Below are 21270 nucleotides of genomic sequence, written 5' to 3'. Positions count from 1 at the left end.
CTATGAAACAAAAATTTCTCATCTTATTACTTTTTCCTCTGTCGATAACAACACAAGCATCACCAGAAAAAAAGTTATATGCTACGGTAAAAAATAATAATGTTTGTGTATTTACAAATGATGCTAAGACGCAACCTTATAACAATCAAATTTATTTATATATTGGTCATATTATTCAAGGCCAGAAATTCAGAAGCTCCTATAATAATATCTATAAAAATATAAAAATGCCAATTTATGAAAATGAATGTATTACAATAGATCAGTCCAATTTTAAGAGAAATATACCCTATGATATTGTTCTAGATATGAGTGAAACCTATTCGATACGTACTTGTATTACAGAAATATCGGGGAAAATTTCCTTAAAAAAAGTTGTAGATGGTTATACATGCCAGATAGAAAATAAAGATATTAAAAAAGAAAATAATCTATTCAATAAAATTCTAAATTGGTTTAATAAGTAATATTCCTAAAATTAACATCATACGCCTTATGCGAAATTAATTTAGAATATTTAATAAAAATCAGATATTTAAAAAATTTAATCTATCGAAAAACAGCAAAAAACCGACTTTTCCAAGTCGGCTTTTTTTTGATCTATTTTAGAACGCTCACTACCGCGAGAATCTTACACTCATTTTAAAGTTTTACGTTAAAACTCTTTCATGGCGTAAACTTGGCTAAAAGCTATCGCTTTTAGAAAGCCCAAATTTACTCCCATTCAATCGTCGCCGGTGGCTTAGATGACACGTCGTATACTACACGTGAAACATCTTTAATTTCGTTCATGATACGTGTCGAGATTTTATCAACTAAATCATAAGGAAGATGAGCGAAACGCGCGGTCATAAAGTCAACCGTTTCAACCGCACGAAGTGCAATCACCCATGCATAACGGCGACCATCACCCACCACACCCACAGATTTTACAGGTTGGAATACGGCAAATGCTTGTGCTGTTTTGTCGTACCAACCACTAGCACGAAGTTCCTGCATAAAGATATCATCTGCCAGACGTAAAATATCGGCGTATTCTTTTTTCACTTCACCCAAAATACGCACGCCCAAACCCGGACCCGGGAATGGATGACGATAAATCATGCTGTGTGGCAAGCCAAGCGTCGTACCTAGCTTACGCACTTCGTCTTTAAACAAGTCACGTAATGGCTCGACCAAATCAAACGCTAAATCTTCTGGTAAACCACCCACGTTATGGTGGGATTTGATCACATGTGCTTTGCCTTGTTTGCTGGCAGCAGATTCAATCACGTCAGGATAAATTGTACCTTGCGCCAAGAATTTCACGCCATCGAGTTTACGCGCTTCTTCTGCAAAGACTTCGATAAATTCACGACCAATAATTTTACGTTTTTTCTCTGGATCAACTTCACCCGCAAGTGCAGTTAAGAAACGTTCTTCGGCATCGGCACGAATGACACGGATTCCCATGTTATCTGCAAACATTTGCATCACTTGGTCGCCTTCGTTTAAACGAAGCAAACCATTGTCTACAAATACGCAAGTCAATTGATCACCAATCGCTTTATGTAAAAGTGCAGCCACAACAGAGGAATCTACACCACCAGATAAACCGAGTAATACTTTTTCATCTCCAATTTGCTGACGTAATTGTTCTACGCGCAAATCGATAATGTGCTCTGGCGTCCAAAGACCACCACAACCACAGATTTTATGCACAAAGTTAGACAGTAATTCTGCACCTTTGGCGGTATGCGTGACTTCCGGATGGAACTGAACTCCATAGAAACGGCGAGTTTCATCGGATGCTGCTGCGAATGGACAACTTGGCGTACTAGCCGTAGTCTGAAAACCTTCTGGTAAACGTCCTACTTTATCACCATGACTCATCCAGACATGGAGTTGATCTTCGCGATCCTGCAAATTGCCAATCAATTGATCACGTTGTTGAATGTCGACTTCGGCATAACCAAACTCATGCACCTTGCCCGGCTCAACTTTTCCGCCCAATTGCTCAGACATGGTTTGAAAACCATAACAAATCCCTAAGACAGGGACACCAAGCTCAAATACCACTTGTGGCGCACGTGGGCTACCTTCTTCATGCACGCTTTCAGGCCCACCCGACAAAATGATACCGTTCGGATTAAAAGCACGAATGTCTTGTTCAGACATATCAAAAGCATACATTTCAGAATATACACCTGCTTCACGTACACGACGTGCAATCAGCTGGCTGTATTGAGAGCCGAAATCCAAAATTAAGATACGGTCATCAGTAATGTGAGTATTGGTTGTCATGATTACGCAACTATGCAAGGCAACGAGAGAAGCGCAATATTCTAGCATTTTTCATGATGCCACGCACGTTCTTTCCATAGCCAAAAAACTTAATAAAAACAGTATTAAAAAAGGCACTAAATGAGTGCCTTCTATTTAGTGCTGAATTTTTTCGATTTTCACGACTTCAATGTCTGTAGGTTTATAGCGATGAGTATCTACCTCACCCACAACACGGACGTGATCACCGACTTTTAAGCCTGCTGCATGCCAAAGATCATCATCAATTTCCAGACTAATTGTGCCAGAACGATCTTTAAATTCGTAATGATCACTTTTAATATGTTTGGTAATTTGACCTGTCAATGTTACGCCCGTTTCATCTTTGATTTTTGCTATTTGCTGAACAGTCACCATATTTTTTGCAGCTTCCTGAATAATCACATGATCATCCTTGCCAGCAAATGCACTAGAAGATAAAACGACTGTCGCGGCGATAGAAGCAGTCAGGATAAACTTTTTCATTATTCTCTCTTGATGTTAAATGTATTCAGTTTTATCTAAGCAGAAAGTGAAAAAGATGTCGGCTAGAGTTTTGTAATATAAGGTAAAAGTTAATTTACCCTATAAGTCTGAATAATTTATTTTTCAATCGCTGCATCTAGACTGAATTTACCCGCACCATGTAACATCAAGAAAAATAAACCGCCCGCCATACTTAAGTTTTTCATAAAATTAATGGCTTGAGATTGATCTGTACCTTCATGAAAAATAAGCGCGGTCAAAATACTAAAAACACCAAGTCCCAAAGCTGCTAAACGAGCCTGAAAACCAAAAAGCAAAGCTAGTCCGCCACCAAATTCAACCAAAATTGTTAAAGGTAATAGTCCACCTGGCACCCCCATCGATTCCATATAACCCACAGTTGCCGAATAAGCGGTAATTTTTCCCCAACCTGCAACTATAAAAATATAGGCCATCAGGATTCGTGCGACCAATGAGATAACAGCATCTGCACCAGATTGAGTGACGATGTTTTTTACGACTACATTTGGATTAAACATAAATAAGCCCTTTAGATTGATTTCAAAGTATGTTGTTTTGATGAGATGATCTTAATCTGCTTTATTTTTGCAATAAATATTCATTTTTCAGACATATCGTTCTGAATAAAAGACAATAAAAGATGTAACTTTTTACTGAATCATACTGACTTTCACATAAGGCACTGCTAGGATTTGATCACAATTTTGCGCTGTAGCCTGTCATGGAACTTTTTGATTTTATTTTGCACGTTGATGATCACCTTCTTGAGTTTATTCGCAATTATGGCGTATGGATATATGCAATTTTGTTTCTGATTATTTTTGTGGAAACTGGTCTGGTGGTCATGCCTTTTTTACCGGGCGACAGTTTACTCTTTGCAGCAGGGGCATTGGCAGCATCTACGGGTGCAATGGATCCCTGGGTTCTGGGTATTCTTTTATTCATTGCAGCAGTATTGGGGGATACCCTAAATTATCATATTGGTCGTTTCATCGGCCCGCGTGTTTTTGAAATGAATTCACGTTTTATTAATAAAGCACATCTGAGCAAAACCCATGAGTTTTTTGAACGTCATGGCGGTAAAACCATCATTTTTGCTCGATTTATTCCTTTTGCCCGTACTTTTGCGCCTTTTGTGGCAGGTGCAGGCAGCATGAACTATAAGTTTTTTCTGACCTATAATGTGATTGGAGCGCTGTGTTGGGTGGCTTCTTTTATTACATTGGGCTATTTATTTGGCAATATGCCGATGGTTAAAGATAATTTTACCCACTTAATTTTTGGCATTATTATTTTGAGTGTGTTACCGGGAATTTTTGCCTTTATTCGTCAGAAACTCAGCAATAAGCGCCAAGTTTTAAACTCTAAAAAGTAAGTTTAAAAGAATCGAAAAATCACGGGTAACATACATAATAACAGCAACATTGCCGATCCTTTATATAAACGGTCGGCTTGCAATCCCTTAATATTACCTGCCAGTAAAGCTCGACCAAACACCATCCAGAACCATGACACTGGAAATAGAATCAAGCTAAATACGCCTAGTACTAAAATGGCATGTTCCAAAGAATCCCATGTCTCTGGCGGAAAAATTCCTGCGGCAAACAATAACGCTTTAGGGTTTTTTAAGGTCGAGAAAAATATCTGTTTAGGGCGAATCGTTTTGTGACTTTGGCTATGTTTTTGTAAATGTGAGCTTTTCCACAAGTTAAATGCCAACCAAATGACATACAAAGCACTAATCACATGCAAAAGCGGAGTCAGTGCAGGCCAGATCGGTTGCCCAAGATGAATTAACAATGCCCAAATCGCAATACCATACAGATAACCCAACCATTCTGCTGGAATAAAAGAAGCCGTTTTTGTAATACCCTGATGATGTGCAGCACTGGCAAACAACGCATTGGTTGGACCAGGAATAAGTAGCACGGCTAGCATCGCCAATACAAAAAACCAGCTTTCAATCATAAAGTATCCATCGCGATTAAGGTGGGCACACCTTATATGAAATTGAATTTAACTGACAAGTTTTATTGACGTTTAAGCCTGAGCATAGATGATGAAATATCGATGCAAAGAAAACTAACAATATGATTTAAAAAGACATATCACGAAACATTTTGACAAACACTTATTCAGTCCTGATTCAAAAAATGTGAAACAGGACTCGTTTTTAGGATTTTAACTAGCTTTTTTCTTGACCACAATAGGACAATTTTTAAATTGTGCTGCCTGAACAATCGCTTCTTGCTGACCTAATACGCGAGAAAGTTCCGTATTTTTGGTGTTTGAAGATTGTCCCATGTTGACTGAAACGCTTGGGCCGAAGCCCCAACCACCACGTCCCCAGCCACCGCCAAGTCCAACGCCTACACCCACACCTGTCCGTTTCGGTGTCTGCACACCATTTTCAATATAGAGTTGAATACGATTATATTCACTTTGTAATTGCTGACAATTCAACGACTGGTATTGCGTTGGAGAGACATAGGTCGGTTTAACTGTGGTCGCACAAGCACCCAGCAATAGTGTTAATACGCTTAGAGGAAGGAAATATAAGCCTTTCATCGCTTTTCTCAAATTAATTGGGTTCAATTTCTGAGAACAGTGTCTGATACGCTTGTGTCAGCTTGTGTTCTGGCGATAGATGAACCAAGGGTAAATTTTTCTGATGTGATTCTTTCATTAAAATTGAAGGCGGTAACATGCTGTTTAATACAGGTAAGCCTTCATCTTTTAATTGTTGTACCACTTCTCTTGGCAATTTTGCCTGTGCCTGAAATTGATTGACCACAATCCCTTCAATTTCCAGACCATTATTATGATCATCTTGGGTTTCGATCACATTTTCAATCAAAGTTTGTAACGCACGTTTGGAAAAAACATCGCAATCAAATGGAATCAACACCCGATCAGCGGCAATGAGCGCCGACAAAGTAAAGAAATTAAAAGCAGGTGGCGTATCGATATAAATCCGATCATATTGGCTGCTGAGTTGTTGCAAAGAATCGCGTAATTTATAAATTTTATGCTTGGATTCAAGCGCATGCTCTAATGCACCCAGTGTTGGACTGGCTGGAATCACGTCCAGCTTTGGAAAAGCAGTATGATGCACAAAACTTTCCAATCCCTTGGCACGTGATTTTAAAATTGAACCAATGGCATTCCCAATCAAACCTTTCTGCTGGTTGTTACCGAGTACATCATCAAAAAAGTTTTCGATGTTCGGCTCTAGGGCATTTTTATCTGCGGAGTAAGTCGCCTGTTCACCTAATAGGTATTGGCTTGAATTGGCCTGTGGATCCAAATCAATCACCAGTGTTCTTAAATTCTGCGCAGCACTAATTGCTGCCAGATTTACCGTGATACTTGATTTACCCACACCGCCTTTTTGATTGAAAACCACCCGTGTAAACATGCTTCCCTCATCACTATTTTTTCAAACTTGTTTAGAGTTTAACCTAGCCAATCGATATAAATGCAAAGAATGTCAAACAATTAACCAAAAACTGGCTTGATCATGACTAAACCCAGAATAGCAACAAATGCCACACAGCCAATGACCAGACCTGCTTTGCGCTGTACCACTAAAATAGACTGATCCTTTTTAAATGCTTTACTGAATGACGAAAGCATTACCACAAACAGAATAATTTTGGCATAAAACCATGGCTGCATTTGAAAATGATTCAGAGATAACAAAATAAGTCCCGTAATGACAATAAGCGTAAATCCTGAATGTTGCAGGGCAATCCAGAGTTTATTGGTCGCAGGAGACTCAGACTGATTAGGCGTAGTCATCCATAAAGGCATAGAACGAATCAGCACGGCTATCGCTGCAAGTGCCAAGGCAACCAGATGAATGACAAGGACGAATAAATGTATATCCATTTTTATCTATCAATTTGTTTAATTTTTAGGTGCATGTGCACATTCAGGACTATCGGGTACCTGGCCTTGCCATTCATCTGGCGTATAGGCATGAATCGCCAATGCATGAATTTTACCAGGATTCATCAAGTCTGTTGCGACTGCATAGACTTTTTGGTGACGTTGCACCAGTCGAAGTCCCTGAAAAATTGGACTTACGATAGCGACTTTAAAATGACTTTCTTTACCCGGAAAGTAACCACCGTGACCCGCAGACTCATTGGTTACTTCAAGCTGCGTGGGTTGCAATGTATTTAAACGTTCAATCAGTTGTTGTTCGAGCGTCATGATCAGTTACCTACTTACATAGAAAGATGGATGGAAGTATAACGTGCCTAAGTTTAAAACACTGAAAAACACATAAAAAGTGAGTCAAATAGAATAACTCAGACAATCAGAGCGCGAATATGATTTTATTTTATGCAATCAGCAGCATTATTTGCATAAAGTGGTTGACCCTTGATTTGCTTAATGTATTATAAGCGGCACGCGGGAATAGCTCAGTTGGTAGAGCACAACCTTGCCAAGGTTGGGGTCGCGAGTTCGAGTCTCGTTTCCCGCTCCAGATTGTTTTTAGTGAAAGTTTTTTATAAAACTGCTCAAATATTTGCGGGAATAGCTCAGTTGGTAGAGCACAACCTTGCCAAGGTTGGGGTCGCGAGTTCGAGTCTCGTTTCCCGCTCCATATTCTAAAAAGCCTCAATCGAAAGATAGGGGCTTTTTATTTTTGATTTATATAATTTTTTTCTTCTTAATAAAGCCGTGATCGTCTTTGTATTCTCGATATCACGAAGTCATATTAAAAAACTTTGTAACCAAGATGTGACCAAATTGTGCCCACGTTATAAAACTGAGCTCAATTGACCTTAAATGATTTGAAATTATGTACAAAAAACACTCTAGAAAATGAAGTACCTAAGGTCAATTTTTCTTTCTCAATCGTAATTTGTGACCAAAACACTACTCAACAACATGATTTTCATTCATATCTTTAAAAACCAATAAATCTCCCACCTCTACGTTAAGAGCAAAACAAATCTTATTAATAGTTTCAAAATCTATTCGAACAGATTCATCATTATAAAGTTTATGTAATGCTGATTTATTAATTCCAGTACTTCTCACTAGATCAGCAACCTTCATCTTTCGCTATATGGAAAAGTGACTTACGGAAAAAATCAAACAAGTATTAAAGCATACGGATCAATCAAATCATGACACCTTTACGTATGATACTCAATGACGCAGTTGAGCGATACGAATTTGAATCACCTTACAAAAATATCAATAATTTAAAAGAGAGCAAAGTCGAAGTTCATCCTTTCTCTTTAGAACAGGTGCAACTGATCTTAAAAACAGCACGGCATGATTTTAAACCCTATTATACTATTCGTTTTTTCACGGGTATGTGTACGAGTGAAATAGATGGTTTACGTTGGGAGAATGTCAATCTACAACGACGTGAGATCTATGTTCGGGAATCCATGCGCAAGAATAGCATTCACCTAAAATACAGAAGCATCTTTTACAGCAAAGACTTTCAAATTCAGGGTTAAAGAAACGATACATCCACTGTGGTTTTAAGAACTTTAGCATCACGAAAGTAACCCAAGAAGATGCAGTGAATCAATCACTGCCAATGCTTCGCTCAAAAACTCATTTTTGGTGAATCCTGTAATCTTGCTTTATTAGGCTCTTCAGGTACTGGCAAAATGCATCTTAGTGCTTCGATTATCCGAAATATATTACACAGCAGTTTTTGCTCAGTGAGGTATTTTATTAGTGCAGAGATTGCACAAAAGATGATGGATTCATGGTCAGATCATAGCTCTAGCGAAGATGAAATTATTCGGCAATTAACGAGTTTTGATTTATTGGTGATTGATGAATATGGACTACACGATCGCCATGAGAAACGTCTGGAAATGGAGCATAAAGTTTTATACAGTCGTTATGATCAGATGAAGTCAACCTTACTCATTTCTAACTTTTCTCTTGCTCAATTTGAGAGATTTAGGAACCAGACTTTGGTCTAGACTGCATGAAAATGGTTTGATGATTGTACCGTGCTATTAGGATGACTATCGGAAACGTTAAAAAGATCACTCATAAATAGAAAGTGTCCGCTATCATAACTGTTAAGCGGACTTTCTATTTTGGGCTTACAATGCTAACTTTTTATAAGTCGTATTATGTTAATTTTAGATATTCTTCACTTAACACTTAGCCACTATTAGCTAAGTGTAGTAGTTTCTGAACATAATCAACTGCGCTTTGATCAACATCCTCAGAAGTTGGATTACTTTCTGTACCGTAAAATGCATAGATTGGTTGGTAATCAGCCTCGACATATAAAGCGGTTAACTCAAAAGGATAAAGTGCTTGATTTAACGGTAACTGATATCGTCCTGTATCCGAGTAATCTTTTGATTTAATACCAGCAGAAACAGCAAGCATAATTTTTTTATTTTTCAGCTTATCACCTGTTGAACCATAAGCCCAACCATATGTAAAAACTTCATCTAACCACTGTTTAAACAATGGTGGACAGTTAAACCAATAAATAGGAAATTGGAATATCAAATTTTCATGCTCTTCAATAAGGGACTGTTCCTTAGCAACATCAATTACTCCATTTGAATAAGCCTTATAAATTTCATGAACTGTAAATTCATCAGGGTGTTTTCTTAGCTCTTCCGCCCACCGTTGATTTACAACAGATTCATTGATTTGAGGATGTGCGACTATTACTAACGTCTTCTTCATCGTTGAAGTACTCTATTTAGTTTTAAAATTGATGAAACAATTATATATTTTCGCTTTACTAAATATAAGTACGGTACTTAATGTTATATACTATACAGAATGATAGTACAGGAATTTAAAATGAGTGAATGTGTTCCATCAAATACTTCCCTAACACATACAGGGTTTGGATATACTCTTTCTCTGATTAATGGAAAGTATAAAATGATCATTATGTACTGGCTTTATGAATATAAAGCAGTAATGCGATTTAACGAGCTACAACGCTCTATAGGTAACATTTCATTCAGAACTCTTAGCAATACGCTTAAAGAAATGGAGAGAGATCACCTTATTATTCGTAAGGAATATCCTCAAATACCTCCAAAAGTAGAATATAGCCTTTCCGAACGAGGATTATCTTTAATCCCTTTATTGGATATGATGTGTGAATGGGGAGAACGCAATAAAAATCTTTAAAATTAACTTATTTAAGAGGTGGATCAGGAAATTTGAACAACACTTATAAGTGATATTTTGCTCCCCAAATGATGTTATAAACATCAATATATGGAGTATTTTATGGCACGTAGACCAAGAAGAAATCATTCAAATGATTTTAAAGCTAAGGTAGCACTTGCTGCGATTAAAGCAGAAAAAACACTTGCTGAATTGAGTGCTGAATTTGATGTTCATCAAAACCAAATTATCGACTGGAAAAATCAACTGATTTCAGCTTCCTCGCAAGCTTTCGATCAATCAAAAGCTCCAACAGAACCACCCATCGATCTAAAAAAACTACATGCAAAAATCGGTGAGCAGGCATTAGAAATTGATTTTTTAGAAGGTGTGTTGAAGAAACTGGGCCGCTTCAACCACAAAAGTTAATCGATGACTCACTTCAGATTTCAGTATCTAAGCAAGCTCAGCTGCTGAAAGTCTCCCGTGGTTGTTATTACTATCGCCCAAAACCTGTGAGTGCATCAGATCTGAAGCTAATGCGGTGTATGGATGAGTTACATATGCAATACCCTTTTGCAGGTAGCCGGATGATGCGTGATTTGTTGAATCGTCAAGGACATCATATAGGACGACGTCATACACGTACTTTAATGAAGAAAATGGGCATTAATGCGTTATATTGCAAACCAAATTTAAGCCAGGCTAATCAAGCTCACCGCAAATATCCATATCTGCTCAAAGGATTGGCTATTCAGCGCAGTAATCAAGTGTGGTCTACGGATATAACGTATATCCCTATGGCAAAAGGCTTTGTTTATTTATGTGCTGTGATTGATTGGCATAGCCGCAAGGTACTTGCGCATAGAGTATCGATTAGTATGGAGGTTACATTTTGCATAGAAACATTAAATGAAGCTATTGAAAAATATGGTCGACCTGAAATATTTAATACAGACCAAGGCAGTCAGTTTACCAGTGATGCATTTATTGATGTATTGAAATCAAATGGCATTCAAATCAGTATGGATGGTAAAGGTCGATGGGTTGATAATGTGATGGTTGAACGATTATGGCGGAGCGTTAAATATGAAGAGGTGTATCTCAAAGCCTACAGCAATGTTTTGGATGCGAAGAAGCAATTAAACGCATATTTTGAATTTTATAATTTGAAACGACCTCATTCGAGTCTGGACAAAATGACTCCAGATGAGTTTTACTATGACCAGCTACCACAACAAAATAAGGTAGCTTAACTAGAGCAGAGTATCACTTATAAATAAGCTTTTAGTTGTTCAAACATGTGGGACCACCTCTTTTAACATAATACGGCTTATACGAAGTCGCTATGTAACTCCAAAATAGAAATGTCCGGTTTCTCCAAAGTAAAAATGTCCGCTTTTAGAATATGCACTTTTGCAATTTCGTTAGCGGACGGTTTGATATGTTGGTGTCTATGTCGGATAAAGAACTTAAACGATTGTCGGTCTTGCAGGAAATCTGCGATCAACGCATAACTCAATCCCAGGCTGCTCAGCTACTTCATATTTCAGAACGTCAGATCAGACGCTTACTGCAGAAATACAAAGCTCAAGGTCCCGCTGCATTAGCCCATGCCGGTCGTGGCCAAATCAGCAATTCCAAACTTCCTGAAGAACTCAGACTCAAGTGCCTCAATATTGTTTCTGACCAACTCCATGGTTTCGGACCCACTTTAGCGCATGAAAAGCTCACCACCGTACATGGATTCGATCTTTCAGTAGAAACCCTGCGTTCCTGGATGATTGCAGCTGACTTATGGATTCCTCGATCCAAGCGCCTGAAACGCCCGTATCAGCCTCGTTACAACCGGGATTGCTTTGGTGAACTGATCCAAATTGATGGCTCATATCATGACTGGTTTGAAGGACGCGCTGCTAAATGCTGTCTGCTGGTGTTTATCGATGATGCTACAGGAAAATTGCAGCATTTACGCTTCTGTGAATCAGAATCAGCCTTTGATTATATGATTTCAACACGCTTGTATGTTGAGCAGCATGGTAAGCCGTTGGCATTTTACAGCGACAAACATTCAGTCTTCAGGGTGAATCAAAGCAGCAAGAAAGACACCAAGATTACCCAGTTTGGACGCGTACTCAGTACCCTGAATATCGATATCATCTTCGCCAATTCACCACAGGCCAAAGGCCGTGTGGAACGTGCCAACAGAACCCTTCAGGACCGTCTGATCAAGGAGATGCGTCTGGAAGGTATCAGCTCGATTGAGCAAGCTAATGTCTGGCTACCCTGCTTCATTGAGCAGTTCAATCAGAAGTTCGCCAAGATGGCTTTTAATCCTAAGGATCTACATCGGCCTATCACTGAAACAGCCGAAGAATTAGATGATATTTTTACTTGGCGTGAACCCCGCAGAGTCACGAATAGCCTGACGATTACTTATGATAAATGCGTATATCTCCTGGAAAACACCGAAGAAAATCAAAGGTTGATCGGTAAGTATCTTGAGTTCCTGGAATACCCGGATGGTACTGTAGCCCTCATGCATGATGGCCGAAAGATCAATTACAGCCTCTTCGATAAATTAAGTCAGCTGAATCAGCGAGAGATTGTTGAGAATAAACGGTTGGGTGCTGTTCTGAATCATATCCAACAACAGCATGAAGAACTGGAACAACAAAACAAACGCAATCGTTCTCAAAAGATGCCAAGCAGACGTGCACAGAAAATAGCAATCAAAGAACGAAATCTAAATCCTGTGCTTGACTTGGAATTGTCCATATAGGACATTTCTATTTGGTTATTAGGTAGGACATTTCTACTTGGGAATGACACGCTATATTAATTTTATTTAAAACAATTGTTTGTATTAATTTTAAAAGCCCAATCTCTCCAGATCGGGCTTTTTTATGGATTTTTCACGCTCCACGCCTATTCTTTGATCAAAGTTCCACAACGTTGCTTAGCTTGAGTAAATATTCAATTTTGTATTTGTTTAAGTTGTCGAGCAAAAGCTAAAAGCTCAATCTTTTTATCTTCATCTAGACTATAGAATATTTAATTCAATTCTGCTAAGTCATCTGTGGGTGCATAAAAAAAGATAATGGGAATTCCAATATCTTTGCTATCTGCGAAGCCAGCAGAACGTCAAGAGTATGCTTACCTCTTTCGTATTGATTCATTCGGGCACTACTAGCCGATGATTCATCGATACCCGCTAAAATACCAAGCTTTTCCTGAGATAGCCTTTTAACTTTACGTGCAAAACGTAATCGTGTTGCAAATATACTTGAAATATTCAATTCCATTAGGGTGTGTTGACATTTCACGATCAAATACTGATCTATAAAGATAGCCATCAAAATATGCAAGCTAGAGCAACTGAACTTCCATAATTTCTTTTGAGCTTATCATACCGAGTGGCTATTCCTCTAAATTGCTTTAATCTATAAAACATGTTTTCAACTAAATGCCTGATCTTATATAAATATCAGTCCATATGATCGTTATTTGATTGACTATTCGATTTTCTAGGTATATTCGCTTTAGTGTCTGTCTCTCTAATCTGTTCTCTTAATGGTTCTGAGTCATAGCCCTTATCTGCACATACCATGTCTGTTTCGGTTAAGTCTAATTTCGATATTAACTATGGTGTAATTTTAACATCATGCGTGGTTCCATCAGTAATCATAAAATCAATAGGGCGACCATGCGCATCAAAAATTAAGTGTATTTTTGAGGAGTTTCCTCCCACACTTTTAGAAATGGCTTGATTCGCGATACCCGCGAAATGTTGATGAACACGAACATGAGAGCCATCAATAAAAATCCACTCCATCTCTGAATGAGATGCCAATAACTTAAATAATATAAGAAACTTCCCACTGTTTGACCAACGATTAAAGCGTTTAAAAATTGAATTAGATTGGCCAAAAACAGAAGGAATATCTCGCCAAGGACAGCCTGTTCTCATTCTATATAGAATAGCTTCAATAAAATTACGTAAATTTGGGTTGTGATGAATAGATAAATTACGCAAAATAGCTTTCAACTTTTGCCAGTGTTGATCTGTCAGCATGGTACGAGGCATAGCGAATAGTAAAATTGGCTTTGGCGATTTAATTTTACTACTTCGCTTTTTTTTTATACTAAACGTATCAACACCCCCTAATTAACAATGAAAAAATATGCAGCCTATCCAACTCTGTGAATCAGATGAATATCACTTAAAACAGCGCAATAAAATAGAAAAAAACTATTAATAAAATTAAAACTATCAATTTTACAGATTATAAATCTAAATTCATAATTAACACATATTCCGAAGTTAATCTTAAAGCAGAGATAGAGCAACTTCCTCAAGGATGTTTCTCCTAACTAACATCCTTTTCAGCCCAACCACTCTCTTATCGGTTGGTTTTTTTTTATCTTCAGTTTTATTACCCAAATCTCTTTTTATAGTCATTTTCATTTATCAAAGATCAAGCAAAAAAAAAGCCCAACCTTGGGGAAAGCTGGGCATATAAAAAGTAAAACTTTTAAAACAATTCGTTTGAGAAACCAAAATCCGACTAAACCAGTCAACATTTCTTGATGCAATTATCTAAAAAAATTTGATCGATGTAAAGCGCATTTATATAAATTACTATGTTTTTTTCCTGATTTTTACCATTCTTTACAGAGCGGCATCACACTTCTTCATCTTGATGATTAATGTTTTAACAATTTTATCTTTTTAAACCAAACAAACATCATTCGATTTAATTTTTTAGTGTGATAAATTTCACATTAATATGCATAAACATAATAAATTTGGCATGATATTCAATTGAAAGAAAAATATTTAAAAGTTTTTATCAATTAAAATTAAATTAATAATTTAATTTTACAATCAAAAAAAACGCTTCTTTTTACGCTTACTTACATTTTTTGGGTAGCAATCAAGCTTCTAGCTAATTGTAAAAATAGTAATTTTTTCAGGTTGACAGGATTTATTTTAAATGATCACTTTTTATTCAGATACTTAGCTGGCCCGAGAGCCTTGACTCTGCCTGTTTTTAATATCATTGACTTCATAAATTGTTACAATACAATGACCGCAGCTTAATTTTCTTGTTAACGCTGGAAACTACTATGAAAAAACTCGGTTTAGCCACTGCTTTACTTTTAGCCATGACCGGTGCTCACGCATATCAAGTTGAAGTTCAAGGTCAATCAGAATTTGTAGATACGACTGCGAATGATAAAAACTTTACAGGTGACCTTAACGGTACATTCTATTTAAAGGATGTTGATGCATCTAAAGGCCCTTTAGCTGAAGCCGCATTTTTGAACCAGGCTTCTAGCGTTTCGCTTGGTTATAGCTATCAGCAATATGATGTGAAAGATGGTATTAATTACCACATTGGCACTTATGGTGCAAAAGGTGAAGCTTATCTTCCAACACCTTATGTTCCTGTTTATGCAAGTGCATCTTATAACCATACCGATGCTGATGGTAAAAATGAAATTTCTCGTGATGACCACGGTGACCGTTACTCACTTGAAGTTGGTGCAATGTTGCTTCCTAACTTCTTAATGGCTGTCGGTTATACCAGTGTGGCTGATCAATTCTCTTTAGATACTTTTGGTATCATGAACAATGGTATCTACTCGGCAGTCAATCAAACTGCTGCGATTCAAGACGATCAAGATGCTGTGACTGCACGTGCGAAGTATGTGGGTCCAATCGACGGTACGAATATGGCAGTCGGTTTTGAAGTTGCTGGTGCATTTGGTCAGGAAAATCAATATGGTTTAAAATCTGATCTTTACTTAACACCAAAACTCAGCGTTGGTGCAACATTTATTGGTAATGATGGCGAAGCAAACATTAAAGGTGATGATTTAGGTCGCTTTAGACAAGCTTGGGGAGCGAATGTAAATTACTTCATTACTCCAGCTGTTGCGGTGGGTGCATCTTACCTGAAAGCAGATGTTCAAGGTTCAGATATTGATACGCAAACGATCGGTTTGAACGCTAAAGTTCGTTTCTAATAGATTCTGACTTTACAAAAAAAGAGAGGACTCAAATTGAGTCCTCTCTTTTTGCGTTAGGTGGTTCGCACAACATTTAAGAAATATAAATGGCGTTCATATTGATCAATAATGTCCTGAATCAAATCTTCTTGTGTCCAGTCCATCACATCATAATTCTGCCCACCCTCTCGTAGAAACACCTCTGCCTGAAAATATTCTTCATTTTCGGTAGGTTGATCTTTCACCATGAAGCTTGGTGGCACTGTTTCACGTGAAACCACATTATAAATAAAGTTAATTTCATCGTGGTGATCCACTTTCAACACCAAACCATTTTCAGTGTTTTCTATTTTTGCTGTCAAATGTCGACGACGGAATTCTTTTTGAATACTTTCAAAGGCCCTATTCACTGTCGTCTGAATATATTCATCCACTTCCTGCTTGGAATGCGGATAATGCATAATCAAGCCTAAACGCTGTTGCCAACTACGCGGATTTTGAATCGCGCGGGGCGTAGTACGCGCCTCTTGGATTGACTGCATTTTGGTACTGTCAATCCTCAGTGCTTTAATTAAACCCCAACAAATCAATAACATGATCACCGTGAAAGGCAAAGCACTCATGATGGTTGCCGATTGCAAGGCGGTTAAACCACCTGCCAGCAATAAAATAATGGCCAAGGCTGCCATGACCACAATCCAGAACAGACGTTGCCATACAGGTGAATCATCGGATTGTGCAGTCAGATAATCAACCACCAGTGCACCAGAGTCTGCGGATGTCACAAAAAATAGAATCACCAGAATCGTGGCCAGCAAACTCATTACACCAGATAGAGGCAATGTGCCCAAAAACTCGAATAATGCAACCGATGAATCGCCTTGTATCGCGGTAAGTAAACCTATATTTCCATCATGTAAGACACTATAAAGCCCCGCATTGCCCATAAATCCCATCCAGATCAGGGTAAATCCAGTCGGAATAAATAAGACGCCAATGATAAACTCACGAATGGTGCGACCTTTGGACACTCTGGCAATAAACATTCCCACAAATGGTGACCATGAAATCCACCATGCCCAATACATAATCGTCCAGCCACCAATCCAGCCTGTAGGTTGATAAGCATAAAGATTAAAAGTCATATCAAACAGGTTAGAAACATATTGTCCTGCATTTTGGATAGTCGTTTGCAGCAGATAAATCGTTGAGCTGGCAAAAAATACGAACAGCAATAAAATGACAGCCAATGCCAAATTAAGTTCAGCAAGACGTTTAATCCCTTTATCGAGTCCTAATCCGACAGACAGACTCGCCATAGCACTGACCACAACAATCAGGATAATTTGTGAAGTCGCGGAGGTTTGCAAACCAAATAAATAGTTCAGACCCGAACCAATTTGAGTGACACCAAATCCGAGCGTGGTCGCCACCCCAAAAATAGTTCCAATCGTTGCAAAGGTATCTACCGCATCGCCTGCTGGCCCATAAATTTTCTTACCAATCAGGGGATAGAGTGAGGAACGAATTTTTAGAGGAAGATTATGTCGATAGGCAAAGTAGGCCAGTGACAAGGCTACAATGGCGTAGATCCCCCATGCATGTAAGCCCCAGTGGAAAAAGGTAACACGCATCGCTTGCTGTGCAGCAAGAATGGTTTCAGGCTCTCCTGTCGGGGGCGTGACATAATGCATAATCGGTTCTGCCACACCAAAAAACATAAGCCCAATCCCCATCCCCGCAGTAAATAACATGGCGAACCATGAACTATTACTGTATTCGGGTTGACTATGATCAGGACCGAGTTTGATTTTACCACTTGGAGAACATGCAATAATAATCAGCAAAATCAAAAAGAAAGCAACTGACAAGACATAAAACCAGCTAAACGACTCAGTAATCCAGTCTTTCAACTGCTGAGTCAATAATTCAAAGGAATTGGGTGCAATAATGACAATTGCGAGAAAGATCGCGATAATTGCGAGTGTACTGAAAAACACATTTGGATTGATATTACTCATCCAAGATGACGTTTTGGAAGGCATAGATCCCCCAGATTATTTTTTAATAAAAACGTGATCTCTCGATCACAGAAGACAACACAAAAAAGTGGCAAGAATATATAAGAGGATATTGATCTTAAAAAGTAAGAGCCGCTATCTCTCTCACCCTTTGTATTTTATGGAGATTTTTCATTGGAAACGTTGTAGAGCTGTAACAAAACTTTATTGATCGTTATAAATTCAATCTTTTGGACTGTGTCGCGTGTACTGCAATGCAACTAAACGAGTAACAATCACTGCCAAATACATAACCCCTCCAAACATCTGGATAATCGCAATGACTCGGGCTGCTGCACCTGAAGGCACAATATCGGAAAGACCTGTAGCGGATTGCAGACTAAAGCTTAAAAAAAGGATGTCTAACCAGCTTTTTATGCCTATATGTTCAGGCTTAATAAAACTGTTAGGATCGATCAACTGACAAATATTGTAGAGGAAAGCAAAGCCCCATGCCAATAAAGTAAACACCGCTCCAGCCGCAAACATTTCATCTTTGGTCAAATAACGATCGGCAAACATATAACGTAATAAACCATAAGCCGCATAAAAATAAGCCAGACTCTCAAAAATATGAGCTGTAATTTGTATGGCTGGTTCGCGATAACCTAGCAAAATCAGAATTGAAAAAAGTAATGCACCACTCACAAAGAATAAGCCCAGCGCAGTAAAAGCAGGTGATTGGCGTATCACTTTGGCAATAAGCAATAATGCCAATGCACCCAATACCCAGCTGATGGCACGATAAGAAATATGACTATCATGGCTAATAGATGAAAGAATTAAAATAAAAAACTGAACGATCAATAACCATGCTGAAGGTAATAAGCGAAAGCCTTTCCAAAAATCTCTGAATGCCTGCATGTCATATCCTATATTTTTTGTTCTTTTATCAAAAAATTTGTTTTAAAGTTTTTCTATCTTCTCTTGCCCTATCACCAAGAGTAAAGATCATCTATGTAAAAATGTTTCACAGAAAATGATCAAAACACTGTAACTTGTTACAGTCGACTATCGCATAATATTTTTAAATAATTCAATAAGGTTATAACAAATGAAACGCGCTTCAGTTTTTCTCAGTTTGAGTCTGGTTTTAGTATTGACCGCTTGTGGTAAAACCAATCCAATGCTGGAACAGCATCCTGACTATATTGGGAACTGGCAAAGTAATACCGACAGCTTAAAAATTGAAAAGAATGGTCAAGTAACCTTTAAACACAATGAACATCAGGATCAGAAAACCTCAGATCGTGAAGTCAGCCTGACAGAGCACTCCGATATCAAAGCCAGTATTACCCAATTTGATGAGCATAGTTTTGAAATTGGACAAGGTGATCTAGGTAAAAGTTTTACTGTTGAGCATGCGCCCTATCAAGAAAATGGCCAATGGAAAATGCAAGTGAATGGTCAGATCTATACTAAAAAATAAGTAACAACAAAAATAATGTCGCTCAATTGATCATTGATAAATTTGATCGCGTAAACGCAAAAGTCCTCGTTAGAGCGAGGACTTTTTGCTTGAAGAATTTTAAAGTTTAATGATCTGAAGCACCTGAGATACCAACACCTGTCATTGAGCGAACATATTGTGCATCAAATGCTTTACGTTCTGCTTTGGCACGTGCTGAATGATCTGTGATTGAGAAGAACCAGCAACAGAAGAATGACAGTGGCATTGCAAAGATTGCAGGACCATTAAATGGATTGATTGGTGTATCAGAGATCTTTAAGGTATCTACCCACACAGCTTTGGAGAGAATAATCAGAACAACCGCAGTTAATAAACCGACGACTCCACCAATAACCGCACCACGTGTTGTTAAACCTTTCCAGAACATCGACAAAACTAGAATTGGGAAGTTGGCACAACATGCAACTGAGAAAGCCAATCCCACCATGAATGCGACGTTTTGCTTTTCAAACAAAATCCCTAAAATCATCGCAAAGATCGCAAGACCCATGGTTGCAATTTTAGACATGCGTAATTCAGACTCAGGTGTTGTTTGACCTTTTCTAAAGACGTTGGCATACAAGTCATGTGAAATTGCAGATGCACCGGAAAGAGTTAAACCTGCTACAACCGCGAGAATCGTTGCGAAAGCCACCGCTGAAATAAAGCCCATGAACAAGTCGCCGCCCAATGCATCACTTAAATGCACTGCTGCCATGTTGTTACCACCAACGAGCTCTAATTTACCTGTCACCGCAGCTTTTGCCACATCAAGGAACTGTGGATTGTTTGAGACAAACAGGATTGCACCAAAACCAATAATAAAGGTCAGCAAATAGAAATAACCAATAAAACCTGTTGCCACAACCACTGATTTACGTGCTTCTTTCGCATCTTTTACAGTAAAGAAACGCATCAAAATATGTGGCAGACCTGCTGTACCAAACATTAAAGCCAAGCCTAGTGAAAGCGCATCAATCGGATTGGATGCCAAGCTACCTGGCCCCATGATTTTGCTCGCCTCTTCAAAGCTGATATGACGCACATTTGAATAGACATCAATCGCTTGGGTAAACATATTACTGAAGCTAAAACCAACCGCTTTCATGACCATGAAGGCCATAAAAGTTGCACCTGAAAGCAATAATACTGCTTTGATGATCTGTACCCATGTTGTTGCTAACATACCACCGAAAATTACATAGGCCATCATCAGTAAGCCCACAATAACCACAGCAATATTATAGTTCAAACCGAATAATAGTTTGATTAACTGTCCCGCACCGACCATTTGTGCAATTAGATAGAATGCAACCACGACCAATGAGCTAAATGCAGCCAAAGTACGTACTGGCTTTTCTTCCAGACGGAACGACACTACATCCGACAGGTTATATTTACCTAAATTACGTAAGCGTTCTGCAATCAGGAATAAAACGATTGGCCAACCCACCATGAAACCCAGTGAATAAAGTAAGCCGTCAAAACCAGAGCTAAACACCATCGCGGAAATACCAAGAAACGATGCTGCCGACATATAGTCACCCGCAATCGCCAAGCCATTTTGGAATCCTGAAATTCCGCCACCCGCAGTATAGAAATCTTTGGTATTGGTGGTTTGCTTGGCTGCCCATTTGGTAATGAACAGGGTTGCGCCCACAAAGATCACAAACATGATAATGGCATGCCAGTTCGTTGCTTGCTGCTGTGCTTGACCCAGATCAGGGCTTGCCATGGCAGCTGTGGACAACATCGCACTTGCTGCTATTGCGGCCTGTGTCTTGAATGAATTCCATTTCATCA

At 38.5% G+C, this 21270-nt stretch carries 21 protein-coding genes, 2 tRNA genes and 3 pseudogenes; 11 read left to right on the top strand and 15 right to left on the bottom strand.

Translation table 11 applies throughout. The annotated features are described in order from the left end of the window. The first annotated feature begins 2 nt into the window (after positions 1-2). Positions 3-467: an NF045616 family extracytoplasmic (lipo)protein gene (locus tag EGS47_RS08055; protein WP_052501214.1), complete on the top strand. Its 465-nt coding sequence runs from the start codon at positions 3-5 to the stop codon at positions 465-467. A 247-nt stretch (positions 468-714) separates the two neighbouring features. On the opposite strand, the gene guaA is transcribed toward EGS47_RS08055, so the two are convergent. The 3 genes from guaA to EGS47_RS08040 all read right to left on the bottom strand — a co-directional run bounded on the left by guaA (position 715) and on the right by EGS47_RS08040 (position 3326). Continuing rightward, on the bottom strand, positions 715-2283 hold the full coding sequence (gene guaA / locus EGS47_RS08050; RefSeq protein WP_034699884.1) for a glutamine-hydrolyzing GMP synthase: 1569 nt from the start codon (positions 2281-2283) through the stop codon (positions 715-717). A gap of 135 nt (positions 2284-2418) precedes the next feature. Beyond that, positions 2419-2787, bottom strand: coding sequence for a NirD/YgiW/YdeI family stress tolerance protein (locus EGS47_RS08045; RefSeq protein ID WP_125269520.1), 369 nt, complete (start codon positions 2785-2787; stop codon positions 2419-2421). Between the two features lie 116 nt (positions 2788-2903). Next, entirely contained in the window at positions 2904-3326 is a 423-nt protein-coding gene (locus EGS47_RS08040; RefSeq protein WP_005001594.1) for a DoxX family protein, read from the bottom strand. Positions 3327-3529: 203 nt separating this feature from the next. On the opposite strand from EGS47_RS08040, the gene EGS47_RS08035 reads away from it, so the two are divergent. Continuing rightward, positions 3530-4183, top strand: a complete 654-nt coding sequence (locus tag EGS47_RS08035) for a DedA family protein (RefSeq protein WP_004995492.1) — start codon at positions 3530-3532, stop codon at positions 4181-4183. Between the two features lie 2 nt (positions 4184-4185). Here the strand turns inward: EGS47_RS08035 and EGS47_RS08030 are convergent, their stop codons facing one another. From EGS47_RS08030 to EGS47_RS08010, 5 genes are all read right to left on the bottom strand, one after another. After that, positions 4186-4776, bottom strand: a complete 591-nt coding sequence (locus EGS47_RS08030) for a LysE family translocator (protein WP_004995490.1) — start codon at positions 4774-4776, stop codon at positions 4186-4188. 213 nt (positions 4777-4989) lie between these two features. Next, positions 4990-5376: a hypothetical protein gene (locus EGS47_RS08025; RefSeq protein ID WP_004985706.1), complete on the bottom strand. Its 387-nt coding sequence runs from the start codon at positions 5374-5376 to the stop codon at positions 4990-4992. A gap of 13 nt (positions 5377-5389) precedes the next feature. Then, positions 5390-6226 carry a ParA family protein gene (locus tag EGS47_RS08020; protein WP_125269519.1) on the bottom strand — a complete coding sequence of 279 codons (837 nt, stop codon included), beginning with the start codon at positions 6224-6226 and terminating at the stop codon, positions 5390-5392. An 80-nt stretch (positions 6227-6306) separates the two neighbouring features. Then, on the bottom strand, positions 6307-6699 hold the full coding sequence (locus EGS47_RS08015; protein ID WP_049173838.1) for a SirB2 family protein: 393 nt from the start codon (positions 6697-6699) through the stop codon (positions 6307-6309). A gap of 18 nt (positions 6700-6717) precedes the next feature. Beyond that, positions 6718-7026 (bottom strand): BolA family protein, encoded by a 309-nt coding sequence (locus tag EGS47_RS08010; RefSeq protein WP_044435701.1) that lies wholly within the window; start codon positions 7024-7026, stop codon positions 6718-6720. Between the two features lie 201 nt (positions 7027-7227). Between EGS47_RS08010 and EGS47_RS08005 the strand changes: the two genes are divergently transcribed. Beyond that, positions 7228-7303 (top strand) — tRNA-Gly (locus EGS47_RS08005). 44 nt (positions 7304-7347) lie between these two features. Beyond that, positions 7348-7423 (top strand) — tRNA-Gly (locus EGS47_RS08000). A gap of 275 nt (positions 7424-7698) precedes the next feature. On the opposite strand, the gene EGS47_RS07995 is transcribed toward EGS47_RS08000, so the two are convergent. Continuing rightward, entirely contained in the window at positions 7699-7881 is a 183-nt protein-coding gene (locus EGS47_RS07995) for a helix-turn-helix domain-containing protein (RefSeq protein ID WP_119686388.1), read from the bottom strand. Between the two features lie 12 nt (positions 7882-7893). Between EGS47_RS07995 and EGS47_RS07990 the strand changes: the two are divergent. Together EGS47_RS07990 and EGS47_RS07985 are read left to right on the top strand one after the other, a co-directional pair. Beyond that, positions 7894-8225: pseudogene (locus EGS47_RS07990) on the top strand (site-specific integrase); the annotation flags it as partial. 11 nt (positions 8226-8236) lie between these two features. Continuing rightward, positions 8237-8814 (top strand): annotated as a pseudogene (locus EGS47_RS07985) (ATP-binding protein); the annotation flags it as partial. A 147-nt stretch (positions 8815-8961) separates the two neighbouring features. Here the strand turns inward: EGS47_RS07985 and EGS47_RS07980 are convergent. After that, positions 8962-9504, bottom strand: coding sequence for an NAD(P)H-dependent oxidoreductase (locus tag EGS47_RS07980; protein ID WP_044435697.1), 543 nt, complete (start codon positions 9502-9504; stop codon positions 8962-8964). Positions 9505-9624: 120 nt separating this feature from the next. Between EGS47_RS07980 and EGS47_RS07975 the strand changes: the two genes are divergently transcribed. The 3 genes from EGS47_RS07975 (at position 9625) to EGS47_RS07960 (ending at position 12724) form a co-directional block, all read left to right on the top strand. After that, positions 9625-9963 (top strand): winged helix-turn-helix transcriptional regulator, encoded by a 339-nt coding sequence (locus EGS47_RS07975; RefSeq protein ID WP_119686387.1) that lies wholly within the window; start codon positions 9625-9627, stop codon positions 9961-9963. A 102-nt stretch (positions 9964-10065) separates the two neighbouring features. After that, positions 10066-11198 (top strand): IS3 family transposase gene (locus EGS47_RS07970; protein WP_223235881.1). Its coding sequence is split into 2 segments (ribosomal slippage): positions 10066-10318 and positions 10318-11198, totalling 1134 coding nucleotides; the frame shifts between segments, so codons are not numbered across the junction. 200 nt (positions 11199-11398) lie between these two features. Then, positions 11399-12724 carry an ISNCY family transposase gene (locus tag EGS47_RS07960; protein ID WP_125269517.1) on the top strand — a complete coding sequence of 442 codons (1326 nt, stop codon included), beginning with the start codon at positions 11399-11401 and terminating at the stop codon, positions 12722-12724. Positions 12725-13010: 286 nt separating this feature from the next. Here EGS47_RS07960 and EGS47_RS07955 read toward each other — a convergent pair whose 3' ends face one another. Both EGS47_RS07955 and EGS47_RS07950 read right to left on the bottom strand, forming a co-directional pair. Then, the gene (locus EGS47_RS07955; protein WP_323807940.1) at positions 13011-13298 is read right to left on the bottom strand and encodes a helix-turn-helix transcriptional regulator; all 288 of its coding nucleotides are present in this window, start codon (positions 13296-13298) and stop codon (positions 13011-13013) included. Further along, positions 13298-14029 (bottom strand): annotated as a pseudogene (locus tag EGS47_RS07950) (IS5 family transposase). Before EGS47_RS07950 ends, EGS47_RS07955 begins: the two are co-directional and overlap by 1 nt. Before the next feature lie 1043 nt (positions 14030-15072). Here EGS47_RS07950 and omp33-36 point away from each other — a divergent pair. After that, positions 15073-15975, top strand: a complete 903-nt coding sequence (gene omp33-36 / locus EGS47_RS07940) for a porin Omp33-36 (RefSeq protein ID WP_125269516.1) — start codon at positions 15073-15075, stop codon at positions 15973-15975. A 56-nt stretch (positions 15976-16031) separates the two neighbouring features. On the opposite strand, the gene EGS47_RS07935 is transcribed toward omp33-36, so the two are convergent. Both EGS47_RS07935 and EGS47_RS07930 read right to left on the bottom strand, forming a co-directional pair. Beyond that, a complete protein-coding gene (locus EGS47_RS07935; protein WP_125269515.1) occupies positions 16032-18002 on the bottom strand; it encodes a BCCT family transporter in 1971 nt (656 codons plus the stop codon). Between the two features lie 198 nt (positions 18003-18200). Further along, on the bottom strand, positions 18201-18881 hold the full coding sequence (locus EGS47_RS07930; protein ID WP_125269514.1) for an ion channel: 681 nt from the start codon (positions 18879-18881) through the stop codon (positions 18201-18203). A 190-nt stretch (positions 18882-19071) separates the two neighbouring features. On the opposite strand from EGS47_RS07930, the gene EGS47_RS07925 reads away from it, so the two are divergent. Beyond that, on the top strand, positions 19072-19446 hold the full coding sequence (locus EGS47_RS07925) for a hypothetical protein (protein ID WP_104795301.1): 375 nt from the start codon (positions 19072-19074) through the stop codon (positions 19444-19446). A 106-nt stretch (positions 19447-19552) separates the two neighbouring features. Here the strand turns inward: EGS47_RS07925 and EGS47_RS07920 are convergent, their stop codons facing one another. Then, complete coding sequence (locus EGS47_RS07920) at positions 19553-21268, bottom strand: cation acetate symporter (protein WP_010588677.1); 1716 nt, start codon at positions 21266-21268, stop codon at positions 19553-19555. Positions 21269-21270 lie beyond the last annotated feature (2 nt).

It is taken from the genome of Acinetobacter sp. FDAARGOS_515 (genome assembly GCF_003938865.1).
Classification (GTDB): Bacteria; Pseudomonadota; Gammaproteobacteria; order Pseudomonadales; family Moraxellaceae; genus Acinetobacter; species Acinetobacter ursingii.
Note: the sequence above shows the minus strand (reverse complement) of the source record. Positions and strands in the feature narration are given on the sequence as shown.

What these genes read in the sequence shown, in the direction of transcription:
- EGS47_RS08055 (WP_052501214.1), top strand. Translation starts at nt 3, where the DNA reads ATGAAACAAAAATTTCTCATCTTATTACTTTTTCCTCTGTCGATAACA.
- guaA (WP_034699884.1), bottom strand. Translation starts at nt 2,283, where the DNA reads ATGACAACCAATACTCACATTACTGATGACCGTATCTTAATTTTGGAT.
- EGS47_RS08045 (WP_125269520.1), bottom strand. Translation starts at nt 2,787, where the DNA reads ATGAAAAAGTTTATCCTGACTGCTTCTATCGCCGCGACAGTCGTTTTA.
- EGS47_RS08040 (WP_005001594.1), bottom strand. Translation starts at nt 3,326, where the DNA reads ATGTTTAATCCAAATGTAGTCGTAAAAAACATCGTCACTCAATCTGGT.
- EGS47_RS08035 (WP_004995492.1), top strand. Translation starts at nt 3,530, where the DNA reads ATGGAACTTTTTGATTTTATTTTGCACGTTGATGATCACCTTCTTGAG.
- EGS47_RS08030 (WP_004995490.1), bottom strand. Translation starts at nt 4,776, where the DNA reads ATGATTGAAAGCTGGTTTTTTGTATTGGCGATGCTAGCCGTGCTACTT.
- EGS47_RS08025 (WP_004985706.1), bottom strand. Translation starts at nt 5,376, where the DNA reads ATGAAAGGCTTATATTTCCTTCCTCTAAGCGTATTAACACTATTGCTG.
- EGS47_RS08020 (WP_125269519.1), bottom strand. Translation starts at nt 6,226, where the DNA reads ATGTTTACACGGGTGGTTTTCAATCAAAAAGGCGGTGTGGGTAAATCA.
- EGS47_RS08015 (WP_049173838.1), bottom strand. Translation starts at nt 6,699, where the DNA reads ATGGATATACATTTATTCGTCCTTGTCATTCATCTGGTTGCCTTGGCA.
- EGS47_RS08010 (WP_044435701.1), bottom strand. Translation starts at nt 7,026, where the DNA reads ATGACGCTCGAACAACAACTGATTGAACGTTTAAATACATTGCAACCC.
- EGS47_RS07995 (WP_119686388.1), bottom strand. Translation starts at nt 7,881, where the DNA reads ATGAAGGTTGCTGATCTAGTGAGAAGTACTGGAATTAATAAATCAGCA.
- EGS47_RS07980 (WP_044435697.1), bottom strand. Translation starts at nt 9,504, where the DNA reads ATGAAGAAGACGTTAGTAATAGTCGCACATCCTCAAATCAATGAATCT.
- EGS47_RS07975 (WP_119686387.1), top strand. Translation starts at nt 9,625, where the DNA reads ATGAGTGAATGTGTTCCATCAAATACTTCCCTAACACATACAGGGTTT.
- EGS47_RS07960 (WP_125269517.1), top strand. Translation starts at nt 11,399, where the DNA reads ATGTCGGATAAAGAACTTAAACGATTGTCGGTCTTGCAGGAAATCTGC.
- EGS47_RS07955 (WP_323807940.1), bottom strand. Translation starts at nt 13,298, where the DNA reads ATGGCTATCTTTATAGATCAGTATTTGATCGTGAAATGTCAACACACC.
- omp33-36 (WP_125269516.1), top strand. Translation starts at nt 15,073, where the DNA reads ATGAAAAAACTCGGTTTAGCCACTGCTTTACTTTTAGCCATGACCGGT.
- EGS47_RS07935 (WP_125269515.1), bottom strand. Translation starts at nt 18,002, where the DNA reads ATGCCTTCCAAAACGTCATCTTGGATGAGTAATATCAATCCAAATGTG.
- EGS47_RS07930 (WP_125269514.1), bottom strand. Translation starts at nt 18,881, where the DNA reads ATGCAGGCATTCAGAGATTTTTGGAAAGGCTTTCGCTTATTACCTTCA.
- EGS47_RS07925 (WP_104795301.1), top strand. Translation starts at nt 19,072, where the DNA reads ATGAAACGCGCTTCAGTTTTTCTCAGTTTGAGTCTGGTTTTAGTATTG.
- EGS47_RS07920 (WP_010588677.1), bottom strand. Translation starts at nt 21,268, where the DNA reads ATGAAATGGAATTCATTCAAGACACAGGCCGCAATAGCAGCAAGTGCG.